This is a genomic window from Pseudacidovorax sp. 1753 (assembly GCF_040544975.1).
Classification (GTDB): Bacteria; Pseudomonadota; Gammaproteobacteria; order Burkholderiales; family Burkholderiaceae_C; genus Xenophilus.
Genome location: NZ_JBEPKY010000008.1, coordinates 66154 through 88836, shown reverse-complemented (window position 1 = coordinate 88836; position 22683 = coordinate 66154). Strand labels below are relative to the sequence as shown.

General features: G+C 69.3%; 14 protein-coding genes. 7 read left to right on the top strand and 7 right to left on the bottom strand.

Annotation, left to right across the window (positions count from 1 at the left end; genetic code table 11):
* Window positions 1-122: 122 nt before the first annotated feature.
* Entirely contained in the window at window positions 123-1847 is a 1725-nt protein-coding gene (locus tag ABIC63_RS11510) for an ABC transporter permease (RefSeq protein WP_354319853.1), read from the bottom strand.
* A 362-nt stretch (window positions 1848-2209) separates the two neighbouring features.
* Here ABIC63_RS11510 and ABIC63_RS11505 point away from each other — a divergent pair, with 362 nt between their 5' ends.
* Window positions 2210-3550, top strand: a complete 1341-nt coding sequence (locus tag ABIC63_RS11505) for an MFS family transporter (protein WP_354319852.1) — start codon at window positions 2210-2212, stop codon at window positions 3548-3550.
* Window positions 3551-3640: 90 nt separating this feature from the next.
* Here the strand turns inward: ABIC63_RS11505 and ABIC63_RS11500 are convergent, their stop codons facing one another.
* From ABIC63_RS11500 to ABIC63_RS11490, 3 genes are read right to left on the bottom strand one after another with little or no spacing between them, the layout of a single operon-like run.
* Window positions 3641-4624 carry a tripartite tricarboxylate transporter substrate-binding protein gene (locus ABIC63_RS11500; protein WP_354319851.1) on the bottom strand — a complete coding sequence of 328 codons (984 nt, stop codon included), beginning with the start codon at window positions 4622-4624 and terminating at the stop codon, window positions 3641-3643.
* 57 nt (window positions 4625-4681) lie between these two features.
* Complete coding sequence (locus ABIC63_RS11495) at window positions 4682-6076, bottom strand: alpha/beta hydrolase family protein (RefSeq protein ID WP_354319850.1); 1395 nt, start codon at window positions 6074-6076, stop codon at window positions 4682-4684.
* Window positions 6076-8820, bottom strand: coding sequence for a tannase/feruloyl esterase family alpha/beta hydrolase (locus tag ABIC63_RS11490; protein WP_354319849.1), 2745 nt, complete (start codon window positions 8818-8820; stop codon window positions 6076-6078). The genes ABIC63_RS11495 and ABIC63_RS11490 overlap by 1 nt, the downstream gene beginning before the upstream one ends.
* A 124-nt stretch (window positions 8821-8944) precedes the next feature.
* Here ABIC63_RS11490 and ABIC63_RS11485 point away from each other — a divergent pair, with 124 nt between their 5' ends.
* Both ABIC63_RS11485 and ABIC63_RS11480 read left to right on the top strand, forming a co-directional pair.
* The gene (locus ABIC63_RS11485; protein ID WP_354319848.1) at window positions 8945-9919 is read left to right on the top strand and encodes a LysR substrate-binding domain-containing protein; all 975 of its coding nucleotides are present in this window, start codon (window positions 8945-8947) and stop codon (window positions 9917-9919) included.
* Complete coding sequence (locus tag ABIC63_RS11480) at window positions 9916-10989, top strand: Bug family tripartite tricarboxylate transporter substrate binding protein (protein ID WP_354319847.1); 1074 nt, start codon at window positions 9916-9918, stop codon at window positions 10987-10989. The genes ABIC63_RS11485 and ABIC63_RS11480 overlap by 4 nt, the downstream gene beginning before the upstream one ends.
* Before the next feature lie 30 nt (window positions 10990-11019).
* Here the strand turns inward: ABIC63_RS11480 and ABIC63_RS11475 are convergent, their stop codons facing one another.
* On the bottom strand, window positions 11020-11700 hold the full coding sequence (locus tag ABIC63_RS11475) for a TetR/AcrR family transcriptional regulator (protein ID WP_294368931.1): 681 nt from the start codon (window positions 11698-11700) through the stop codon (window positions 11020-11022).
* A gap of 175 nt (window positions 11701-11875) precedes the next feature.
* Here ABIC63_RS11475 and ABIC63_RS11470 point away from each other — a divergent pair, with 175 nt between their 5' ends.
* From ABIC63_RS11470 to ABIC63_RS11460, 3 genes are read left to right on the top strand one after another with little or no spacing between them, the layout of a single operon-like run.
* Window positions 11876-13057 (top strand): efflux RND transporter periplasmic adaptor subunit, encoded by a 1182-nt coding sequence (locus tag ABIC63_RS11470; RefSeq protein ID WP_354319846.1) that lies wholly within the window; start codon window positions 11876-11878, stop codon window positions 13055-13057.
* A 15-nt stretch (window positions 13058-13072) separates the two neighbouring features.
* Window positions 13073-16234 (top strand): efflux RND transporter permease subunit, encoded by a 3162-nt coding sequence (locus tag ABIC63_RS11465; protein ID WP_354319845.1) that lies wholly within the window; start codon window positions 13073-13075, stop codon window positions 16232-16234.
* Window position 16235: 1 nt separating this feature from the next.
* Entirely contained in the window at window positions 16236-17693 is a 1458-nt protein-coding gene (locus ABIC63_RS11460) for an efflux transporter outer membrane subunit (protein WP_354319844.1), read from the top strand.
* A 41-nt stretch (window positions 17694-17734) separates the two neighbouring features.
* Here the strand turns inward: ABIC63_RS11460 and ABIC63_RS11455 are convergent, their stop codons facing one another.
* Window positions 17735-21022: an autotransporter domain-containing protein gene (locus ABIC63_RS11455; protein ID WP_354319843.1), complete on the bottom strand. Its 3288-nt coding sequence runs from the start codon at window positions 21020-21022 to the stop codon at window positions 17735-17737.
* 280 nt (window positions 21023-21302) lie between these two features.
* Between ABIC63_RS11455 and ABIC63_RS11450 the strand changes: the two genes are divergently transcribed.
* Complete coding sequence (locus ABIC63_RS11450; RefSeq protein WP_294368946.1) at window positions 21303-22307, top strand: helix-turn-helix domain-containing protein; 1005 nt, start codon at window positions 21303-21305, stop codon at window positions 22305-22307.
* Between the two features lie 70 nt (window positions 22308-22377).
* On the opposite strand, the gene ABIC63_RS11445 is transcribed toward ABIC63_RS11450, so the two are convergent.
* Complete coding sequence (locus ABIC63_RS11445; RefSeq protein ID WP_294368948.1) at window positions 22378-22677, bottom strand: 4Fe-4S dicluster domain-containing protein; 300 nt, start codon at window positions 22675-22677, stop codon at window positions 22378-22380.
* Between the last annotated feature and the right edge of the window lie 6 nt (window positions 22678-22683).

The following is a 22683-nucleotide window of genomic DNA, read 5'->3' as shown; positions in this document are numbered from 1 at the left end:
CAGATTGGACGACGTTGGCGGGAGACACCGCGGAACCGGCTTCGCCGGGCCGCTGGTGTCGCCCCCGGAGGGGGGAGGCGGCTACACGAAGTGAGCAAGCAACGGGGGTGGAGCCTGAGATCTCAGAAATGCATTCTTTGTTCGGCGAGCTGGTACAGCCGCCGCCACACGAAGTGGTTAAGCCCCATGACGAACACGCACATCACACCGATGCCCAGGGCGATGCGCGGGAAGTCGCCCGTCGCCGTCATCTGCGCGATGTAGCTGCCCAGGCCATGGGCCTGCAGCGTGGTGTCGCCCCAGCTCACGTACTCGGCCACGATGCTGGCGTTCCACGATCCGCCGCTGGCGGTGATGGCGCCTGTCACGAAGCTCGGGAACACGGCCGGCAGCAGGTAGCGCTTCCAGCGCAGCCAGCCGGTGAGGCCCAGATTGCGCGCCGCATGGCGCAGTTCGGTGGGCACGCTCGACGCCCCGGCGATCACGTTGAAGAGCAGGTACCACTGCGTGCCCAGCACCATCAGCGGCGACAGCCAGACGTCGGGGTTGAGCTTCCAGTGCACGATCAGCAGCACCGCCACCGGGAACATCAGGTTGGCCGGAAAGGCCGCCAAAAACTGCGCCACGGCCTGCAGTCGGTCGGACCAGCGCGGGTTCATGCCGATCCACACCCCCACCGGCACCCACACCACCGCGGCGATGGCGATCAGCACCAGCACGCGAACCAGCGTGTACAGACCCAGGAGGAACACATGCCCCACCTCGCCCCAGCCCACCTCGCTGTGGATGAATCGCAGCAGCCAGACGATGGCCAGCAGCACCGCGCCCGACAGCAGCGCGTCCCCCGCGCGCTGGGCCAGCGGATTGGCCGGCCGCGGCCGGGCGCGCACCGAGGTGCCGTCGAAGCGCCGCGGAAACCACGCCAGCGTACGCACCGCACGGTACGCCAGCCATTCGCCGGTGGCGCGGGTCAGGTGGGTGCGGCGCAGCCAGTCCAGCAGCCACGAGCGGCTGGCCTCGCCGCTGCCGCTTTCGTCGAAGCGGAACTTGTCGGCCCAGGCCACCAGCGGCCGGAAGAAGAGCTGGTCGTACAGCAGGATGCCGATCAGCATGCACAGGATGGCCCAGCCGATGGCGGGCAGGTCGCGCGCCTCGATGGCCATGGCGATGTACGAGCCTACGCCCGGCAGCTTGATGTTCTGGCCCGACACCGAAATGGCCTCGGAAGCCACCACGAAGAACCAGCCGCCGGACATGGACATCATCATGTTCCACAGCAGGCCGGGCATGGCGAAGGGCAGCTCCAGCCGCCAGAAGCGCTGCCAGCCCGAGAGCTGGAACACCGCCGCCGCCTCGCCCAGTTCGGCCGGCACCGTGCGCAGCGACTGGTAGAGGCTGAAGGCCATGTTCCAGGCCTGCGAGGTGAAGATGGCGAAGATGGCCGCGAACTCCACGCCCAGCAGGTTGCCGGGGAAGAGCGCGATGAAGCCGGTGACGGTGATCGACAGGAAGCCCAGGATGGGAATGGACTGCAGCACGTCCAGCAGCGGCACCAACAGCCGCTCGGCCAGCCGGTACTTGGCGGCCAGCACGGCGAAAGTACAGGCGAAGACCAGCGAGGCCCCCAGCGCGATGAACATGCGCAGTGTGGTGCGAAGAAGGTAGTACGGCAGCACGGCCGGATCCAGACTCAGCGGCAGCGGCTCGCCCACGGCATAGGGGCGCGCCATCTGCGAGGCGGCGAAGGCCAGGCCGAAGAGCACGGCCAGGATCAGGGGCAGCAGGGCCCAGTCCCAGCGGTTGCCCACGGCGCTGGAGACTTCGAGCGGCAGGAGTCGGCGGCGCATGGCGGATCGGTACGGGGGCAGGCGGCGGGTTGGACGGACATCGCCTGCGGCCACGCGGTGGGCCAAGGCAGCGGAGGGGGCAGAGGCGCGGGGCGCCTCCATGCCGACAACGCGCGAGGCCGGGTCGGCGTTGGCAGCCGAAGGCTGCCGGGCGGCCGCGGCCGGACAAGGGCGGCGGGCGCGGTCGGAGTCTAGGCACCGACCTTGACTGGAACATGACGGCCCTTTTTTGAGGGGAAAGGCCTCGACCTCCGCGGCGCGCCTGCGCCCTGCCGCGCCGCCGACTGACAGCCCCGCGCCTGCGGCGGCGCCATGCTCGCCCCCGGTCACAACAACATCCCAGAACACCTGGACCGCCTGCCATGAACGCTTCCATCGACCCGGCCGGCCGCCACGCGCCCGCCTCCTCCGCCCCGCCACTGCCTGCCTACACCGCCGAGGAAAAGCGCCGCCGCATCTTCGCCATCGTCGGCGCCTCCTCGGGCAACCTGGTGGAATGGTTCGACTTCTACGTCTATGCCTTCTCGGCGCTGTACTTCGCTGGCGCCTTCTTCCCCAAGTCCGACCCAACCGTCCAGCTGCTCAACACGGCCGGCGTGTTCGCCGCCGGCTTCCTGATGCGTCCCATCGGCGGCTGGCTGTTCGGTCGCATTGCCGACCGTCGCGGTCGCAAGACCTCGATGCTGATCTCGGTCACCATGATGTGCGCCGGCTCGCTGGTGATCGCCTTCCTGCCCACCTATGCGCAGATCGGGGCCTGGGCACCGGCGCTGCTGCTGGCCGCGCGATTGTTCCAGGGGCTGTCGGTGGGCGGCGAGTACGGCACCACCGCCACCTACATGAGCGAGGTGGCGCTGCGCGGCCAGCGCGGCTTCTTCTCGTCCTTCCAGTACGTCACGCTGATCGGCGGGCAGCTGCTGGCGGTGCTCACCATCGTGATCCTGGAGACGATCTTCACCGAGGCCGAGCTGCGCGCCTGGGCCTGGCGCATCCCCTTCGTGGTGGGCGCCATCGCCGCGGTGGTGGCCATGCTGCTGCGCCGCTCGCTCACCGAAACACAGGGCGCGCAGACGCGAACGAACCAGGAGGCCGGCACGCTGGCCGGGCTGTTCCGCCACCACAAGGCCGCCTTCTTCACCGTGCTGGGCTACACGGCCGGCGGCTCGCTGATCTTCTACACCTTCACCACCTACATGCAGAAGTACCTGGTCAACACGGTGGGCCTGCCCATCAAGACGACCAGCTACGTGATGACGGGCGCCCTCTTCCTCTACATGTGCATGCAGCCGCTGTTCGGCATGCTGTCGGACCGCATCGGCCGGCGCAACAACATGCTGCTGTTCGGTGCGCTGGGCACGCTGTTCACGGTGCCGATCCTCACGGCGCTGCAGCACACCGACAGCCCTTACGTGGCCTTCGTGCTGATCGTGGCGGCGCTGGCCATCGTGAGCTTCTACACCTCCATCAGCGGCATCGTGAAGGCCGAAATGTTCCCGCCCGAGGTGCGTGCGCTGGGTGTGGGTCTGGCCTATGCGGTGGGCAATGCCGTCTTCGGCGGCTCGGCCGAGTACGCCGCGCTGTGGGCCAAATCGGCGGGCATCGAATCGAGCTTCTTCTGGTACGTGACCGTGATGATGGTCATCGCCTTCCTGGTCAGCCTGCGCCTGCCGCGTCAGGCGAGCTACCTGCACCACGACCACTGACGAAGCGAGCGCGCGCCCTCCAGCGCCCGGCCACGCCCACGACAAGGCCCGCCATCCCTGGCGGGCCTTGTCGTTGGTGCGGGCCTGTGATCAGTCGGCGTACACGCCGGCTTCCTTGATCACGGGGCCGAAGCGGGCGACTTCAGCCTGCACGAACTTCTTGTGTTCGGCCGGGTCGCTGCGCTTGTCGCTCACCACCACGGCGCCCAGGGCTTCCTCGCGGCGGATGAAGTCCGGGTCCTTCAGCGCGGTCTTGAGCGCGTCGTTGAGCTTCTTGAGCACCGGTGCCGGCGTGCCCTTGGGCGCGTACAGGCCGTGCCAGATCGTCACCTGGAAGTTCTTCAGGCCCTGCTCGTCCAGCGTCGGGATGTCCTTGAGCGCCGGCGTGTTCACCCGCTTGAGCGTGGTCACGCCATAGGCCTTCACCTTCTTGGCTTCGATCTGGCCGGTGGTGTTCGTGGTCTGGTCGCACAGCAGGTCGATCTGCCCGCCCATCAGGTCGGCGATGGCCGGCGCGGTGCCCTTGTAGGGCACGGTGGTCATCTCGGCCTTCAGCGCGCTCTGGAACAACAGCCCGCACAGGTGCGAGGCCGAGCCGATGCCGGCATTGCCGAGGTTGACCTTGCCCTTGTTGCTGGCGATCCAGGCCTGCAGCTCCTTGAAGTTGTTGGCTTCGAGCTGCGGCTTGCCGATCAGCGTCATGGGCACGTCGTTGATCATGCCGAGGTACTCGAAGTCGGTTTCCCAGTTGTAGCTCAGCTTGCGGTAGAGCACCGGCGTGGTGGCCATGCCGACGTGGGTGACCAGCAGGGTCAGCCCGTCGTTCTTGGCGCGCGCCACCTTGGCATTGCCGATGGTGCTGCCGGCGCCGGCGGTGTTGTCCACCACGATGGTGGCGCCCAGGGCCTTCTGCATGGCTTCGGCCAGGTCGCGTGCCACCTTGTCGGTCGGGCCGCCGGCTGCGAAGGGCACGACGAAGGTGATGGTCTTGCCATCGGGGAAGTCGGCAGCCTGCGCGCCGAGGGCGAACGAAGCGGCCGCGGCCGCGGCGGCCAGGCGGAAGATGGGGGTCATGGTCGAGTCTCCTGATGTGAATGCGGATGCTGTGAATGGCGGCGGGCCGTGCGCGCCTCAGCGCGGCGGCACGCGCGCCTCGACGGGCTGGGGCCGCCAGTCGGGCTGCAGGTGGCAGCCCGGCTTGCCGGCCGTGCCGTAGCGCGGCTCCAGCCGGCGACAGGCCTCGGCCAGCCCGGCGGGCGTAGGCTTGTCGCCGCGGTCGATCCACGCGAGCAGCGCATCGAACAGCGCCGGGTATTCCGGATCGCTCAGGTAGCTGTGCTCGCGCTCGTCGGCGAAGGCCTGCACCAGGTTCCCTTCGGTGCCGGCGGCGGTGCGGATGCGACGGTAGGCGTCCTCCAGCTCGACGAAGGCTGTCGGGTCGTGGATGGCATGCAGCGTCACCGTGGGCAGCGAAGTGCGGCCGGTGGGCAGGCTGTCCGCCGCCAGGGCACCCTGGGCCTGGGGGTCGGCCGCATAGCGCAGCACGCCGGCGTTGAGCGCCTCGGCCTCGCCCGCCGGCGCGTCATAGCGCACGCCGATGTTGCCGAAGGGATTGCGGCCGCCCAACCGCTTCTGCGTCAGGTCCTGGAACAGCCAGGTCGCCCAGTTGAGGTGGGCGATCAGCGTCCGCTCGGGGATCTTCACCGCCGTCAGGATGGTCTTGAGATGGGCCGCCTGCGCGGGCGTACGCTGTGCGGCGGGCAGCCCCACGCCGGTGCAGTCGCGCACGCGCTCGGCCAGTTGCTGGCGCGTGAGTGTGGAATCGAGCGGCAACCCCTGCCACAGCGGGTACTGCGGCTCCGAAGGCAGCGGATGGTTGCGGCAGACGTACTGGTAGACGACCCGCAGGTCCAGGCGGAAGTCGTAGGCGGTGTTGCCGCCGCCCAGCACGCCGCTGGTCAGCACCAGGCCGTCATAGGGGCTCTTGAGGCCGACAGCGGGCGCATAGAGTTCGGCCGCCTTCGAGGCCACGCCGCCGCCGTAGCTCTGCCCGTGCAGCAGCGTGCGGCGGGGCTGGCCGAAGCGCGTCACGAAGATGCGGCGCAGCCGCTCGGTGTCCTCGGCCGCCAGGGTCACGCCATAGCCGCCGCGGCGGTAGGTGGAGCCGGCCCAGGCATAGCCCGCCTTCACCGTGATGGCCCAGCGGGTCAGGTCCTCCTCGCTGCGCGAGAGCTGAGGCGGGCCGGTCTCGGGGCCGCCGTGCGCATGCATCACGAGCACGCGGTTCCAGTCCTTGGGGATGGCGATCCAGTAGAAGGCGCCTGCGCCGTCGGCGCCGGTGTAGCAGCGGGCATCCTGCGGCACGGCCTTGGGGCAGGTGGCCGGCGAGGGGCCGTTGGCTGCGGCCGGGCGCATCGCGGCTTCCTCGGCAGGACGTGCCGCGGCGGGGGCGGCCACAGCGACCAGGCCCGCGGTGCCGAGCGCCGCCAGTACCAGGGCCGGGCGGATGAGGAAGGAATGGGACATCAGTGACGGACTCCAAGTTCGAGCGCCGCATTCGCGCCCGGATCGGCGACAAAGGCGAAGACGCCGCTGTTGTAGATCAGCTTGCCCGGCCGGCCGGTGCCCGCCGTGGCCACGCCGGGCACCGGCGTGTCGAAGACCAGCGTGGCGCTCGCGCTTCCCAGCTGCAGACTGGTGCCGGCGATGGCGGCGTCGCGGTTGTCGCCGTTGCTGCTGGCCGCGATGTAGCTGCCGTCTGCCGTGCCGGCAATCAGACTCTGCTGCGTGGCATGCACACGCATGCCGACATTGCCCGACCCATCGCGCACCAGGTGCAGCGGCACCGCGGCGCCACCCACCAGGCCGATCACCATCGAGCCCGACAGGGTGCCGCCCGTGGTGGTGGCACCGCCGGTCGGCGCGGTGGTGTAGACGTCGAAGGCGCCGCGCGTGCCGTTGAAGGCGAGGTAGCCCTTCTCGGTCTGCGTGCAGTTGGCGTCGTAGACCATGAAGCCGCCGGTGGTCGCGTCGCGGCAGTACTGGAAGGTGCCCGCATTGCGCAGCCGCACCGCGCCCGCATAGCCCGTCGCCGCGCCGGCGCCCGCCTGCTGCACGCCCGCCGCGTTGGAGATGGCGGCCACCGGGTTGAACACGGTGGGCGTGCTGCGGTTGTCGAAGGTGGTCTGGAAGGCCACGAGCGACGCGAAGCCACCGCCCACTGCTCGCGTGACACCGCCCGACAGCACCCCGCCCGGCGCGAAGGTGAACAGCGCCCCGCCCTCACCGCTCGTGTAACTGCACTGGCCCTGCGGCACCAGCGTGCCGCTGCGCTGCGTGCCGGCGGCGCGCTGGCTGCTGGCGTCGATGGTGACGGTGTAGGCCAGCGTGGCCGGGTCGATCTGCACCCGCAGCTCTTCACCGGCCATGTTGCCGCCCTTGTAGGTGGTGGCCGAGGCCGGCAGGTACTGGCATGCGAGCGGGTCGCCAACCTCGGTCACGCAGCTGTAGTTGACGGCGGCGTCCAGGCTGCCGCTGCCGCGGTACTTGGGCCAGGCCGGGAACTGGCACAGCGGCCGGGTGCGCCCGTAGCTGCCGGCCACGGTGTCCATGGCCACGGGCGTGGCCGGCGCCAGGCCCTTCTCCACCCAGGCCTCCAGCGCGCTGAGCGAATCCCAGCCCGGAATGAAGACGCCCGTGCCATGGCCCATGCCGGGCACGGTGTAGAAGCGCAGGCTTTGCGCCGCGGAGGCCGCGCCCACGGTAGCCACCACGCGGTTGTAGTAATCGATGGTGGAGTTGGGGCTGATCACCTCGTCGGCCAGGCCGTGCAGCATGATGAGCTTGCCGCCGCGCGCGAAGAAGGGCGCCAGGTTCGGGTCGGTCGCATCGGTCAGGGCCGACACGGTGGTCACGCGCGAGGTGAATGCGCCCGGCGCCAGCGGATCGAAGGTCAGCGAATCGAAGGCCGCGTCGCGGGTGACGAAGTACTTCACCCACTGGTCGCCCGTGACGTACATGTTGGCGTCGGCCGAGGTGGCCGGGTTGCCGGGCACGGGGCGCGTGCCCAGGTCGCGGGTGGTGTACGGGCCCGCCACCAGCGCGCCTTCGAGCAGGTTGTAGCCGCCGGCCCGCGTCACGCCATTGGCCAGCGCGTAGCTGCTGAAGTCCAGCGGCGACTCGATCGTGCGCACCGTGGCCAGTTGGGCGTCCGACAGGCAGCTGTCGCCCGCGTCCGTGCCGCCGGGGCAGCGCAGCGAGGCCAGGATGGCGCTGTTGAGCTGGCGGCAGCTCTCCACGTTGCTCACGATGCTGTCGGCCGCACCGTCCAGCCGGTCGCAGGCCTGCAGCACGGTGCGCTGCACCAGCAGCGTCTTGGCCACGTTCATCCAGCCCGCGCCGCCGTTGGCGTAGAGCGCACGACCCACGGCCACGTTCGACAGCCGCGTGCCGCTGTAGTTGAGCGCCGGCTCGTTGGCGATCACGCCGTCGTAGTCGGCCGGCCAGCGCTGGATGTAGGCCAGCGCATCGCGCCCGCCGGTCGAGGTGCCGAGGAAGTAGGCCTTCGTCGGCTTGCGGCCGTAGTAGGCCAGCACCAGCGCCTGGGCCACGTCGCGCGTCTTCTTGAGCGTGAGGCCGCCGTAGTTGGCGAGCTGCTCGTCGTTGGTGGCGAAGCGGCCGTCGGTGATGCTGCTGGACTGGTGGCCGGAGTCATCGCCATAGGTGGCATAGCCCATGGCCAGCGGCGCGGCCTGGTCTGGCGGGCCGAAGCGCACGGGCTCGGTGCCGTCGATCAGCCGGCCGTTGAAGCCACCGCCGCCGAACTGGATGGTCTTGCCGTTCCAGGCCAGCGGCAGGTTGACCGCGAACTGGATGGCCTGGGCGGAGGCGTCGACCGGCTGGATGCTGCCGCGCAGCTGGCAGTAGGCGCCCAGCGTGTTGGCAGGGTCGCTGGCCGCAATGGCGACGGCGGCCGTGACCGTGGCGCCGCCGGTGGGCAGCGAGATGGCGCTGGCCGGCAGGCTGCGGCCGCCGAGTGCCGCGCAGTCAACCGTGGGCGCCGCAGGCGGTGCGCTGGCCGGCGGCGGCGTGTCGCCTGGCGCGGGCGTCGGCGCGCCGGCCGATGGGGACGAAGGCAGGAAGGCGAAGCCGCCACCTCCGCCTCCACCGCCGCCGCAGGCCGCCAGCAACAGGCCGAGGCCCAGAACGGCGCCCCACGGACGGGGACTTGGAGCACGGGGAATGGCGGTGCGAGGGCCCTGGGGCTGCATGGTGATCTGTCTCCGGAAAGGCGGCTGCGGGCCGCTCTGGGTAAAACGATGTCGGGGCGGACGATAGGCAGCGCCTGACCTAGGGTCAAATAAAATAATCAGGCACTTCCGATACCAAAAAGATATGGAGACACGCGCACTGCGCTACTTCCTGGCCGTGGCCCAGACCGGCCACATGACGCGAGCGGCCGAGCAGCTGGGCATCCAGCAACCGCCGCTTTCCGTGCAGATCAAGGCGCTGGAGCGGCAGCTGGGCATGCCCCTGTTCCGCCGCCATCCGCGCGGCGTGGCGCTGACCGATGCCGGCCGCGCCTTCCAGGTCGAGGCCGAGCGGCTGATGCAGGACATGGCCGCCATGGAAGCCCGCATGGCCCGGCTAGCCCGCGGCGAGGCCGGCGTGCTGACGGTGGGCTTCACCAGCTCGGCCGCGGCCCACCGCTTCGTGCCGCAGGCGCTGCGCGAATTCCGCCGGCAGTACCCTGATGTCGAACTGCAGATCAGCGAGAACAACGCGGCCGAGCTGACCGAGGCGCTGGCCGCCGGCCGGCTGCATGGCGGCCTGCTGCGTGTGCCGGTGGCGGCACCGCCGGGGCTGGTCTTCGAGACCCTTCTGCGCGAGCCGGTGCTGGCCGCCCTGCCCATCGAACATCCGCTGGCTGCCGGGCGGACGGCGGGTCGCGAGCTGTCGCTGGCCGAACTGTGTGCGCAGCCGCTGATCCTGGTGCGCCGGGCCGGGGCGCCCGGCCTCTATGCCGAACTGCTCTCGCTGGCGCATGCGCGCGGGCTGCGGCCGCAGGTGGTGGCCGAGGTGGAACGCATGATGAGCAACCTGAACCTGGTCGCCGCGGGCGTGGGCCTGTCGGTGGTACCGGCCTCGATGGAAGGCGTGCATGCCCATGCCATCGCCTACCTGCCCCTGGCCGATGCCGAGGCGCTCGACGCGCCGCTGACCCTGGTCTCCCGCGCGGACCAGGACAACCTGCCCGCGCAGCGCTTCACGGCACTGGTGCGGGCGCTGGCCGCGCAGGAGGCTCCGCCCGCAACGAGCCCCCCTCCGGCACGCACGTCGCCGCGCCGCACGAAGAAGGCGCTGCCATGAGGGCCCGGCACGCCGCTGCGCACAGCAGGCGCAACGCGGACGACACCGACGCCGGCTCGACGGGCGCGAGCGACCCCCTGCCTCGCCGCACCGTCGCCGCCGGCCTGGCCGCCTGCGCGCTGGGCCTCGTCGGCCCGCGTCACGCTGCCTTCGCCGACGAAATGCCCGACTGGCCGCGCCGTCCGCTGCGGCTGATCGTCGTCTACCCACCCGGCGGCGTGAGCGACGGCATGGCGCGTGCCCTGGCCGAGCCGCTGTCGCAGGCGCTGGGTGTGCCGGTGGTGGTCGACAACCGGGCCGGTGCGGGCGGCAGCGTGGGGCTGGGCCTGCTCTCCCGCTCCGCGGCCGACGGCCACACGCTGGCCTTCTCGGCCATCAGCCCGCTGACGCTGCAGCCCCTGATCGGCCGCGTGCCCTACGACCCGCTGCGCGCCTTCGCGCCGGTCGTCGGCGTGATGCACACGCCGGTTCTGGTGGTGGGCACGCCGGCTTTCACGGGCCGGGGCTTCGAGGCGCTGATCGCCCAGGCCCGGCAGACCCCGGGTCGGCTGCGCTGGGCGACCTCGGGCGTCGCCACCATCGGCCACCTGGTGCTGGCCCAGGTGCGCGCCGTCAGCGACGCGTCCATCGTGCATGTGCCCTACCACGGCGGCGGGCCGCAGCTCACCGATGCGCTGGGCGGCCAGTTCGAGGTGCTGTCGACCAATGTGGCGGCGCAGCAGTTGCAGTACATCGCCGAGGGCCGGCTGCAGGCCCTGGCCGTCGGCGCGCCGCGGCGCATCGACGCCCTGCCCGGTGTGCCCACGCTGGCCGAGCTGGGCTACCCGGAAGCCAACCGCGACTCGCTCTTCGGGCTCTTCGCGCCCGCGGACACGCCTGCGCCGGTGGTGCAGCGGATCAACCGGGAAGTCGAGCGCCTGCTGCGGCAGGACGACACCCTGCGCCGCCGCCTGCGCGAGGCCCACAACCTGCCGGCCGGCGGCAGCGCCGAGGACTTCGCGCGCGAGATCGCCGCCGACCGGCGCCGCAACCGGGCGCTGGTAGCCGCACGGCCTGCCGCCTTCGACTAAGAAGGTGAGCGACCCGGGCGCGACGCCCGGTCAGCGGCGCCGGGCCGGGGCGGTGGTGCGCGGTGGAGGGGGCGGTTCGGCTGGCGTTGCCTGTGGCGCCGGTGCCGCTGGTGCCGGCGTTGACGGAGTTCCCGGCGCGGGATTTCCATAGCCGTTGAGGAACGCATCGATGGCGCGCCGCGCACAGGTCCGCAACTGGGTCCGGGTCCACTTCTGCTCGAAGCCCAGCATCCGGGGCAGCATCGTCTCCGCGTCGAGCAGTGCGCTCAGGTGCTGTGCGGCGGTGTGCGGATCGGACCGGCGCAGGCTGCCGCGCTGCATGTGCAGCTCCAGGAAGGCCGCCAGTTCCTGCCCGCCCTTCCTCGGTCCTTGCTCGTAGAACTGCCGGCCCACATCGCTGCGGCCCGCCTCGGCAATCACGGCGCGCAGCGCCTGGACAGCCTCGGGCGAGCAGGCGGCGATGAGGAACTTCTCTCCATAGCGGCGCAGCGCCGGCTCGAACTCGTCGTCTTCCTTGCCGAGCGCGTCGAAGATCGGCTCGAAGTGCGACTCCGCCGCGGCGATGGTCACGGCCACGAAGAGCTCGTCCTTGGAGCTGAAGTAGCCGTACAGCGTGGCCTTCGAACTCGCGGCCCGCGCCGCGATGTCCCCCATCGAGGCGCCCTCGAACCCCTTCTCGCGGAACACCTGCGATGCAGCCAGCAGCAGCATGTCTCGTTTGGCTTTGGTCTTGACCCTCAATTCGATTCCTTTTCCGAACTCACCCGTTCATTATTGGTTGACGAGCGAGGGTCGTCAAACTACATTGCGGTCTTAACGGTACCGTACGGTACGGTATTGAAAACTGAACTCACGGCCGGTGCCGCGCTTCCATGGAGGAAAAACAATGCGTCCCTCTCTCACATTCGTCTCGACCATCGCGGTCGCGCTGGCGTCCGCCTGCGTCCTGGTCGCCTGCGGCAAGCCGCCGGGCGGACCACCGCCCGCGGCCGGCATGCCGGAGGTGGGCGTCATCACGCTGCAGCCGCAGCGGCTGGCCGTCACCACCGAGCTTCCGGGCCGCACGTCCGCCTCGCTGGTGGCGGACGTCCGCCCGCAGGTGACGGGCATCGTCAAGGCACGCAAGTTCCGCGAGGGCGGCGACGTCAAGGCCGGCGAGACGCTCTACCAGATCGACCCCGCCACCTACCAGGCGCAGTACGACGCCAACGTCGCGGCGCTGGCCAAGGCGCGCGCCAGCCTGACCACCACCCGGCTCAAAGCCCAGCGCTACAAGGAACTGGTGGCCATCAAGGCGGTGAGCCAGCAGGACTACGACGATGCGGCCGCGGCGCTGGAACAGGGCGAGGCCGACGTGGCCTCCGCCAAGGCCAATGTCGAGACCAGCCGCATCAACCTGGCCTATGCGCGCATCGAGGCACCGATCTCCGGCCGCATCGGCAAGTCGTCCGTGACGCCCGGCGCCCTGGTCACCGCCAACCAGTCGACGGCGCTGGCCACCATCCAGCAGCTCGATCCGATCTACGTGGATGTCACCCAGTCCAGCGCCGACCTGCTTCAACTGCGCCAGGCCATGGCCCGCGGCGACCTGCAGACCGGCGCCGCCGGCGCCGCGCGCGTGCGGCTGCTGCTGGAGGACGGCAGCGACTATCCGCTGGAAGGCAAGCTGGAGTTCTCCGACATCACGGTCGACACCTCGACGGGTGCCATCACGCTGCGCGCCCTCTTCCCCAACCCGCAGGGCGTGCTGTTGCCCGGCATGTACGTGCGTGCCGTGCTCCAGCAGGGCGTAAAGAGCGACGCGCTGATGGTGCCGCAGCAGGCGGTGGTGCGCGACGGGGGCGGCCGGCCGATGGTCTATGTGGTCGGCGAGCAGCACAAGCTGCAGCGCCGCATGATCGAGACCGGCCGTGAGATGGGCGACCAGTGGGTGGTCCGCTCGGGCCTGCAGGCGGGCGACGTGCTGGTGGTCGACGGGCTGCAGCGCGCCGCGCCCGGCGTGGAGGTCAAGACCACGCCGTGGACGGCTGCGCCCGCGCCCGCCGCCAAGACGGCCTCGGCCCGCTGATCCCCGGGGAGCACCATGTCACGCTTCTTCATCGACCGCCCCATCTTCGCGTGGGTGCTGGCGATCCTGGTCATGCTGGGCGGGCTGCTGTCCGTCTTCACGCTGCCCATCGCGCAGTACCCGAGCATCGCGCCGCCCGCGATCTCCATTTCCGCCAACTATCCGGGCGCCTCCGCCAAGACGGTGGAAGACACCGTCACCCAGGTCATCGAGCAGAAGATGAAGGGCCTGGACCGCTTGAGCTACATGAGCTCGACCAGCGAGTCCACGGGCGCCGTCACCATCACGCTGACCTTCGAGAACGGCACCGACCCGGACACCGCCCAGGTGCAGGTCCAGAACAAGCTCTCGCTGGCCACGGCCCTGCTGCCGCAGGAAGTGCAGCAGCAGGGCGTGACGGTGTCCAAGGCCGTCACCAACTTCCTGACCGTGCTGGCTTTCACCTCGGAGGACGGCAGCATGACCGGCTCCGACCTCTCGGACTATGTCGCCGCCAACGTGCAGGACGCCATCAGCCGCGTGGCAGGCGTGGGCGACATCACGCTGTTCGGCTCGCAGTACGCCATGCGCGTCTGGCTGAACCCGGACAAGCTGGCCAGCTTCGGCCTCACGCCCCTGGACGTGCAGACCGCCATCCAGGCGCAGAACGCCCAGGTGTCCTCCGGCCAGATCGGCGGCCTGCCGGCCTCGGGCAACCAGCAGATCAATGCCACCATCACCTCGCAGACCCGCCTGAAGACGGCCGCCGAGTTCGAGGATGTGCTGCTGCGCACGCTGACCAACGGCGCCCAGGTGCGCCTGCGCGACGTCGCCCGCATCGAACTGGGCAGCGAGTCCTACGCCTCCACCGCCCGCTACAACGGCAAGCCGGCGGCCGGCCTGGCGATCAAGCTGGCCACCGGCGCCAACGCACTCGACACCATCCGGGCCATCGACACGCGCATGGCGGAGCTGTCCAAGTTCTTCCCGGCGGGCATGAAGGTGCAGAAGCCCTACGACACCACGCCCTTCGTGCGCATCTCCATCGAGGAGGTGGTCAAGACGCTGGTCGAGGCGGTGGTGCTGGTGTTCCTGGTGATGTACCTCTTCCTGCAGAACTTCCGCGCCACGCTGATCCCCACGATCGCGGTGCCGGTGGTGCTGCTGGGCACCTTCGGCGTGCTGGCCGTCTTCGGCTTCACGATCAACACGCTGACCATGTTCGCGATGGTGCTGGCCATCGGCCTGCTGGTGGACGACGCCATCGTGGTGGTCGAGAACGTCGAGCGGGTCATGAGCGAGGAGCACCTGTCGCCCAAGGAGGCCGCGCGCAAGTCCATGGGGCAGATCACCGGCGCCCTGGTGGGCGTGGCGCTGGTGCTGGCGGCGGTGTTCGTGCCCATGGCCTTCTTCGGCGGCTCGGTCGGCGTGATCTACCGCCAGTTCTCCATCACCATCGTGTCGGCCATGACGCTGTCGGTGCTGGTGGCCATGGTGCTCACGCCCGCGCTGTGCGCCACGCTGCTCAAGCCCGTGGCGGGCGATCATGCGCTGGCCACCAAGGGCTTCTTCGGCTGGTTCAACCGCACCTTCGATCGCGGCCAGCGCGGCTATCAGGGCGTGGTGCGCCATGTGCTGCGCAAGGGCTGGCGCTACATGGTGCTGTACGCCGTGATGACGGCGGCCGTGGTGGCCGTGTTCCTGAAGGTGCCGGCGGGCTTCCTGCCGGACGAGGACCAGGGCTCGGCCTTCATCCTGGTGCAGTTGCCGCCCGGCGCCACCAGCGCGCGGACCGACGAGGTGCTGCGCAAGGTGGAACATCACCTGCTCGTCGACCAGAAGGATGCGGTCGACGGCGTGTTCTCGGTCAACGGCTTCAGCTTTGCCGGCAGCGGCCAGAGCACCGGCATGGCCTTCGTCAAGCTCAAGCCATGGGACGAACGCCAGGGCGAGGCGCTGAGCGTCTCGGCCGTGACGACCAAGGCGACGATGTACTTCAACACGCTGCGTGGCGCACGGGTCTTCGCCTTCTCGCCGCCCGCCGTGGCCGAGCTGGGCAACGCCACCGGCTTCGACCTGATGCTGCAGGACCGAGCCAACCTCGGCCACGACGCCCTGATGAAGGCGCGCAACCAGTTGCTGGGCGAACTGTCCGCCGACAAGCGCCTGGTGGCGGTGCGGCCCAACGGGCAGGAGGACGCGCCGGAGCTGCGGCTCGACATCGATCCGCACAAGGCCCAGGCCCTGGGCCTGTCCATCGCCGACATCAACAGCACGCTGTCCACCGCCTGGGGCAGCAGCTACGTCAACGACTTCCTCGACCGTGGCCGTGTGAAGAAGGTGATGCTGCAGGCCGATGCCCCCTACCGCATGCAGCCCGGCGACATCGACCGCTGGTACGTGCGCAACGCCAGCGGCGCCATGGTGCCCTTCTCTGCCTTCGCCACGGCACGCTGGACCAGCGGCTCGCCACGGCTGGAGCGCTACAACGGCTTCCCGTCGAGCGAGATCCTGGGCATGGCGCTGCCGGGCACCGCGTCCAGCGGCGAGGCGCTGGCCATCGTCGAGCAGGCCGTGGCCAAACTGCCGCCGGGCTTCGGCTTCGAATGGACCGGCATCTCACGCCAGGAGAAGGCGTCGAGCGGCCAGACCGGGCTGCTGTACGGGCTGTCGATCCTCTTCGTCTTCCTGTGCCTGGCAGCGCTGTACGAGAGCTGGGCGATCCCGCTGTCCGTGATCATGGTGGTGCCGCTGGGGCTGCTGGGAACGCTGGCGGCCGCCCTGCTCACCTGGAAGATGAACGACGTGTACTTCCAGGTCGGCCTGCTCACCACCATCGGCCTGGCGTCGAAGAACGCCATCCTGATCGTGGAATTCGCCAAGGACCTGCATGCCCGTGGCGCCAGTCTGGTCGACGCCGCCCTCGAAGGCGCACGGCTGCGCCTGCGGCCGATCCTGATGACCTCGCTGGCCTTCATCCTGGGCGTGCTGCCGCTGGTGTTCGGCCACGGTGCCGGCGCCGGCGCGCAGAACGCGCTGGGCACTGCAGTGGTGGGCGGCATGGTCTCGGGCACCGTGCTCGCGATCCTCTTCGTGCCGCTGTTCTTCGTGGTGGTGCTGGGCACGGTGGAACGCCGTGGCCCACGTCATCCGTCCCCTCAACCCGTTGCCGGTGCCCTGCCGGCCGAAGGAACCTGAGATGCGCCGCATCGCCTTCACCCTCGCCCCCGTGGCGTTGGCCGCGGCCCTGGCCGGCTGCAGCCTGATGCCGGCCTACGAGCGGCCCGCCCTGCCCGTGCAGGACGCCTACGCCGGGGACGCCGGCGCCGCCGGCACTGCTGCCGACCAGGCCGTGGCCGACATCGGCTGGCGCGACGTGTTCCGCTCGCCGCAATTGCAGCAGCTCATCGCCATGAGCCTGGCCAACAACCGCGACCTGCGCGTCGCGGTGCTCAACATCGAGAAGGCCCGCGCCCAGTACCAGGTGCAGGATGCGGCGCGTCTGCCCACGGTCAGCGCGACGGCCAGCGGCACCGGCAGCCGCACGCCGGCCGACCTGTCCTCGACGGGCGATGTGCTGATCGCCCACCAGTCCAGCGCATCGCTGGGCATCAGCGCCTACGAGCTGGACCTGTTCGGCCGCGTGCGCAGCCTGAGCGCACAGGCACTGCAGGAGTTCCTGTCGACCAGCGAGGCCCGGCGCGCCACGCAGGTGACGCTGGTGTCCGAGGTGGCCACCGCCTATCTGACGCTCGCCGCCGACCAGGACCGGCTGACCCTGGCACGCCAGACCCTGGCGGACCAGAGCGAGGCGCTCGCCCTGCAACGGCGCCTGCAGGACCTCGGCCAGGCCTCCGCGCTCACCGTCAGCCAGGCACGCACCAGCGTGGAGACCGCCCGCGTCGACGTCGAAAGCTACACCTCGCAGGTGGCGCAGGACCGCAACGCGCTGGTGTTGCTGATCGGCGCGCCGGTGCCCGACGCGCTGCTGCCCGATTCGCTCCTGGCTGCGGCCGACCTGACCGAAGGGCAGCTCGCGACCATCCCGCCCGGCCTGCCCTCGCAGTTGCTGCAGCGCCGGCCCGACATCGTGGAGGCCGAGCACGACCTCAAGGCCGCCAATGCGTACATCGGTGCCGCCCGTGCGGCCTTCTACCCGCGCATCAGCCTGACGGCCTCGGCCGGCACGGCCAGCAGCGAACTGTCGCACCTGTTCAAGGCCGGCTCGGGCGCCTGGACCTTCGCGCCCCAGATCAGCGTGCCCATCTTCGATGCAGGCACCAACCGCGCCAATCTGGCCGCGGCCAAGGCAAGCCGCGACATCGCCCAGGCCCAGTACGAGAAGGCGATCCAGACCGCCTTCCGCGAGGTGTCGGATGCACTCGTGCAGCGCGGCGCGCTGTCGCGCCAGCTCGACGCCCAGCGCGCGCTGGTGGAGGCCAACGCCGACAGCTACCGCCTCTCGCAGGCCAGGTTCAAGGCCGGCGTGGACAGCCACCTGACCGTGCTGAGCTCGCAGCTGTCGCTCTACGCCGCACAGCAGAACCTCATCGGCACGCAGCTGTCGCAGATGACGAACCTGGTGACCTTCTACCGCACGCTGGGGGGTGGCTGGTCGGAGCGCTCCGAGCCCGTGGTGGCGCAGGCGCCGCGCTGAAGCCGGGTGCCGTCGCCCCGGCCCGTGGCGTGCCGCTCGCCTCAGAACGCCACGTTGAGGGTCGCGCGCACGCCATTGCTCCTGGCGCGGCTGGCAAGCTGACCGGTGTAGGCGAGGCGGAGCGAGACATTTGTCTGGACCTTCGTGGACAGTCCCGCCTCGATCACTGCAGCATCCTTGACGATCGGCAGGCCGGAGATGCCGAATGCGTTGGAACCCGCGAAGTTCAACGTGCTTCCCAGGTCGGTATCGCCCCACGCATGCCGCCACGCGACCGAGCCGCTGACCGTCAGCGTGCGATTGCCGAGGGTGAAGTCGTTCGCGCCACGCAGGCCCAGGGCCGAGTAGGTCACATCATCATGGCCGCTGCTCGCCGTCAGCGCGGAAAGTCCGCCCCTTTCGGTAAAACCTTCGCTATGTACCCTCATATAGGCAAGGCCGGCGAAGGGCTCCACCTGGGCCGAACCGACATCGATGCGATAGCCCACATCGCCAAAGGCCTGCAAGACACCGGCGTGGTACGCGCCCGAGAGCCGATCGGCGAAGCCGGTGAAGGCAACGTTCCGCTGGGTGCTGACGTCGCTCCAGGTGTACGTGGTCCCGACGCGGATGCCGAGCGCGCCGAGCTGCGTGCCGCCGTAGCTGCCCAGGGTGTAGTTGTCGGATGAGCCGGTGGCATTGCGACCGTCCGTGTCGTAGGTGGCGCGGCTGTAACCCGCCAGCAGACCGAAGCGGGCGCCATCCAGGATGCGTACATCCCCGCCGATGACGAAGCCACTGGTGTCATGGGTGAGCGATGCCGCATTGCCATTGCCGTCGGCATGACCCCAGCTGCCATGGCTGTTCGCCCACACGGTGAGCCCGTTGGCGCCCCCGGTGGCGGCGGTCGGTCCCGCCTGTGGGGCGACGCCGCCGAAAGCCGAGGACAAACGCTCGATGGCCGCGAGCCGCACCAGTCGGCTGTCCTCGATCATCGCGCCCTTGATGGTCGAATAAAGATCGCCAGAAAGCTGATCGAAGGCCACGCGCGCTTCCGCGTCGGTCTGGAGATTCCCGATGGCCGCTCGAAGGGCGCCGTGCGTCGGCAGGCTCTGCAGACCCGCCGCGGTTGCTGCCTGGTTTGCAGTCGCAGCGGCGCTTGCGAAGGTGCGGGTCTGCTTCGCTTCGAGATAGACGTGATTGGCGTCATAGTCGGCCGCCAGTGCGTAGAAGGCGGAAATCGCCGTGTCGCCGGTCAGCGTGTAGGTGCCGGTCACCCCGCCGTTGGCGGTCAGCACCGTGTATCGATCATCGAGCGCGTAGGCGCCGGACGACCCGTATTTCCGCACGTTGAGGATCGCCCCGTTGTCGATTGCAGCCGTGCCGTTGATCGCGATGCGGTCGGACGTCGCGCTGCCGGGGATCACCTCGGCGTCGTACGTCGCGCCGCCGGCCTGGTGGTAGTTGCCTGCAACCGAGAGGGTTCCAGGGCTGTTGCCCGGGGCGATGGTCGAGCCGGAAAGCGCTGTCAGGCTCCCCACGGTGCCGGAACCCGAGAGCCGGGCACCCGGCTGCACCTGCACGGCCGAAGCCGCGATCGACCCGTTCACCTTGAGCTCGCCGGCGGCAATGATCGTCGCACCGCTGAAGGAGGACGAGTCGCTGGTCAGGTCCAATGTGCCGGCCCCTGTCTTCGTCAGCGTGCCGTTGCCGGAGATGACATTGCCGAAGGTCGCATTCGCCGCCTGGTCGAGCACCAGCGCGGCGTTGTCGACGATGGCCCCGGTGCCGAAGCTGGTCGCCGTCCCGGTCAGCGTTCCACCCGAGAGGGTGGTGCCGCCGGCGTAGGTGTTGTTGCCGGTGAAGGTGTTCTCGCCGCTCGACACGATCACCTGCCCATTGCCGACGATGTCCGGCGCAAGGACGTAGCCGGCCGTGGTGTGATTCAGCACCAGCCGGCTGTCGCCGTCACCGAGCACGATCTGGGCGGCGTCGATGGTGCCGGCGGCCGCAGCGGCCTCGCCCGCGGCCGCGCCGATGTTGAGCACGCCCGTCGAACCCGCCAGGTAGCCCACCTTCACCGCCGCGGCATGGATCTGCGCGCCGTCGGACAGCGTCAGTTCGCCCTTGCCTTCTGCCCCGACGTAGAGATTGCTGTCCATCCGGATCTGCGAGCCGCTGCCGCTGAGCGTCACCTTGCCCTCGGATCCGGCTTCGTTGCCGATGTAAAGCCGATAGCCGGTCACGGAGCCGCCGTCGGTCACGCTGAGGGTGCCGCGGCCGAGTCGACCGACATTCATGTAGCCGGAATAGGCGATGCTGTCGTCGACGACCGCCGACCAGTCCGAGCCTGCTCCGGAAACGCTCATCGATCCAGTGGAGCCGGCCAGGTCGCCCAGCGTCCCCTGCAGCGCCCGGATACGGCCGCCCTCGCCGAGATCGACGGTGGCGGTCGAGCCCGCTTCATAGCCGGCGATGAACGAGCCGGACAGAGCCAGCGCAGATCCCGCGCCCGTGACTTCGAGACGCGAATTGGATCCGTCCAATGTCGCCACATAGCCGCCGACGGCGCTGACGCTGCCGCCATCCTTGATCGTGAGCGTGCCCTGTCCGGCATTGCCGACATAGAGGTTGCCTGTGCTGGCCCAACTGCTGCCGGCTCCGGAAACCAGCGCCTGGCCAGTGCCGGTGGCGTCGGTGCCGATCGTCGTATTGCCCGATGTCACCGAACCACCGTTGAGGATCGACAGCGACCCGGTGCCGCCGACGCCGATGTCCAGATTGCCCGAACCCAGTTGCCAGCGGGATCCGGGGCCATCGACGACGACGGTGCCCGAACTGCCGCTGGCATGGCCGACTTGCGCCGACGCGCTGGTCACGGTTCCTGCCGCCGTGATGTTCACGAGGCCGGTTCCGCCTTCGCCGATGAAAAGTGCGCCGGTGTTCGTCCAGCTTCCGCCGGAGACCCGGATCGACCCCGAAGCACCGGCGTTGTAGCCCAGCGTGACGGACCCGGAGTTCAAGGTGCCAGCGACGTTCAGGTTGCCGGTGTTGACAATGCCGATCAGGAGCGCGTCGACCGTCCCCGTTTCACCGGACTGGATCTGCGGGCCAGCCGAATCGATACGCGCCGAATCGGCGGACCCGGGGTGATGGTTGTCCCACACCCAGTTGCTGTCGAGAAACCAATTGCCGCTGGCGGGACCATTCCAGTAGACGCTGTCCGCATGCGCGGCCTGCCCCAGCAGCGCACCCCAGACAGCCAATGCAATGCAACTGGCCGATGCCTGAAATGGCGGGCGACCGCCGCGCTGGAAATTCGACCTCTTGACGATGATCCTGTTCGACATGCCCGCTTCCTGTTCTCGATGCTGAAGAGTCCGGAAGCGTGGCGTGGACTCGGGATGGAAGCCCGGCTGTGCTGTCTTGTTGCGGCTGTCCGAAACCACACGTCCGAAGATGAGTGGCCCGCAGAATACGCACGCCGCGGAAGCACTTTCTTTTGCGTCCGCAGGGAAAACTTTGTCTTTGACATTTATGACGGAACCACTGACAGCGCCTCCCACATCGCAACGCAAGGCGGGGGCCACGGCCCCAGGTCACGCGGCAGGAAACGCGAGACCAGGCAACATGGCCCGCTTCACCTGGGGACGCTTCTCGCAGTTGGCCGAGGTGCTCGGTCTGAACGAAACCGGCGTAGTCGTGGATCGCCGGCGCAATGCCGAGTTCGGCACGCTGGATCTGGGGGCCGACGCAGGCCAGGGCACCCTCGAATACCTGCACACGCCCGACATGCGCGTCGTCGTCTCCCACTGCACATTCGGAACGGGCAGGCGTTATGAGATCGCCGACGACGGGTTCATCCGCTTTCATTTCGGAAGCGAGCTGTCCGTTCAGACCTGGCTGCGAGATGATCCGTTCGGTGACATCGCGGACAGCCCCGCTGGTGTGTTGATCGCACGCCCGGATCAGGTGATGCAGGAGTGCATCGCGGCACAGAAGCGCCAGAGCTTCATCAGCATTGCCGTTCGGCCGGAATGGCTCCCCGCTCAGTTCGGTGTTCAGCTGCCGGATCAGCTTCGATGGGAGGAGGCGGCGCACACACCGGGCGCACACCATCATCCCGTCCGGTATGGGCCCGAATTGCGACAGACGGCCAGCGAATTGATCGCTCGACGGCTCCCCTGGGAGTTGCGATCCGCATTCGTCGCCATCAAGGCCCAGGAGATGCTCATTCTCGCCCTGGGCGATCTGGTCAGTGCCCCACAGCAGCGTCCTGGCCGCATGAGCGAACGCGATCGCGCCGCCATCCGGTCGGCCAGGGAAATACTGACCCGATCCATCGCCGCTGCACCCGACATCCCCAGGCTCAGCCGGCGCGTGGGCATCAATCGGACCAAGCTTTTCTACGGCTTCAAGCAGATGTACGGCATGTCCGTCACCGCGTTCATGCACGGGCAACGCATGGACGAGGCCCACCGCCTTCTCGTCGACACCGACATGTCGATCTCCAGCATTGCCACGGCCGTCGGCTACAGGCACGCCTGCAACTTCTCAACCCGCTTCAAGGCGCATTTCGATTGCTCGCCAGGCGATTGCCGGGCGCGGGGCCGGGGCCAGTCCGGCCAGTCCTAGGGATGCTCCTCGCGAATGCGGACACTTTGGGCATCTGCGAAGGTTGTCGATCGCTTCGTGAAGCGCATCCCTAGGCTGCGCGCTTGAGCGTGATGGCCTTTTCCGGGCAGGCGGCCACGCAGGCCCCACAGGCCTGGCAGGCGTCGGCATTGGGCGTGAACGCGGTGCGCCGCCCATGCGCCCAGAGCTTGAACTTGATGAGCGCCGGCATCTGGGCAAACACGTCGTCCGGCAGGCGCCCGACCTCGAACACGTCGAAGGGGCACACGGTGACGCAGTCGCCCTTGCCTTCGCATCGGCGGGCATCGACGACCGGCACGATCGTCCCGGGACTGGCCTTGCAATCGGCGGCTTCTTTCTGGCGTGGCATGACGGC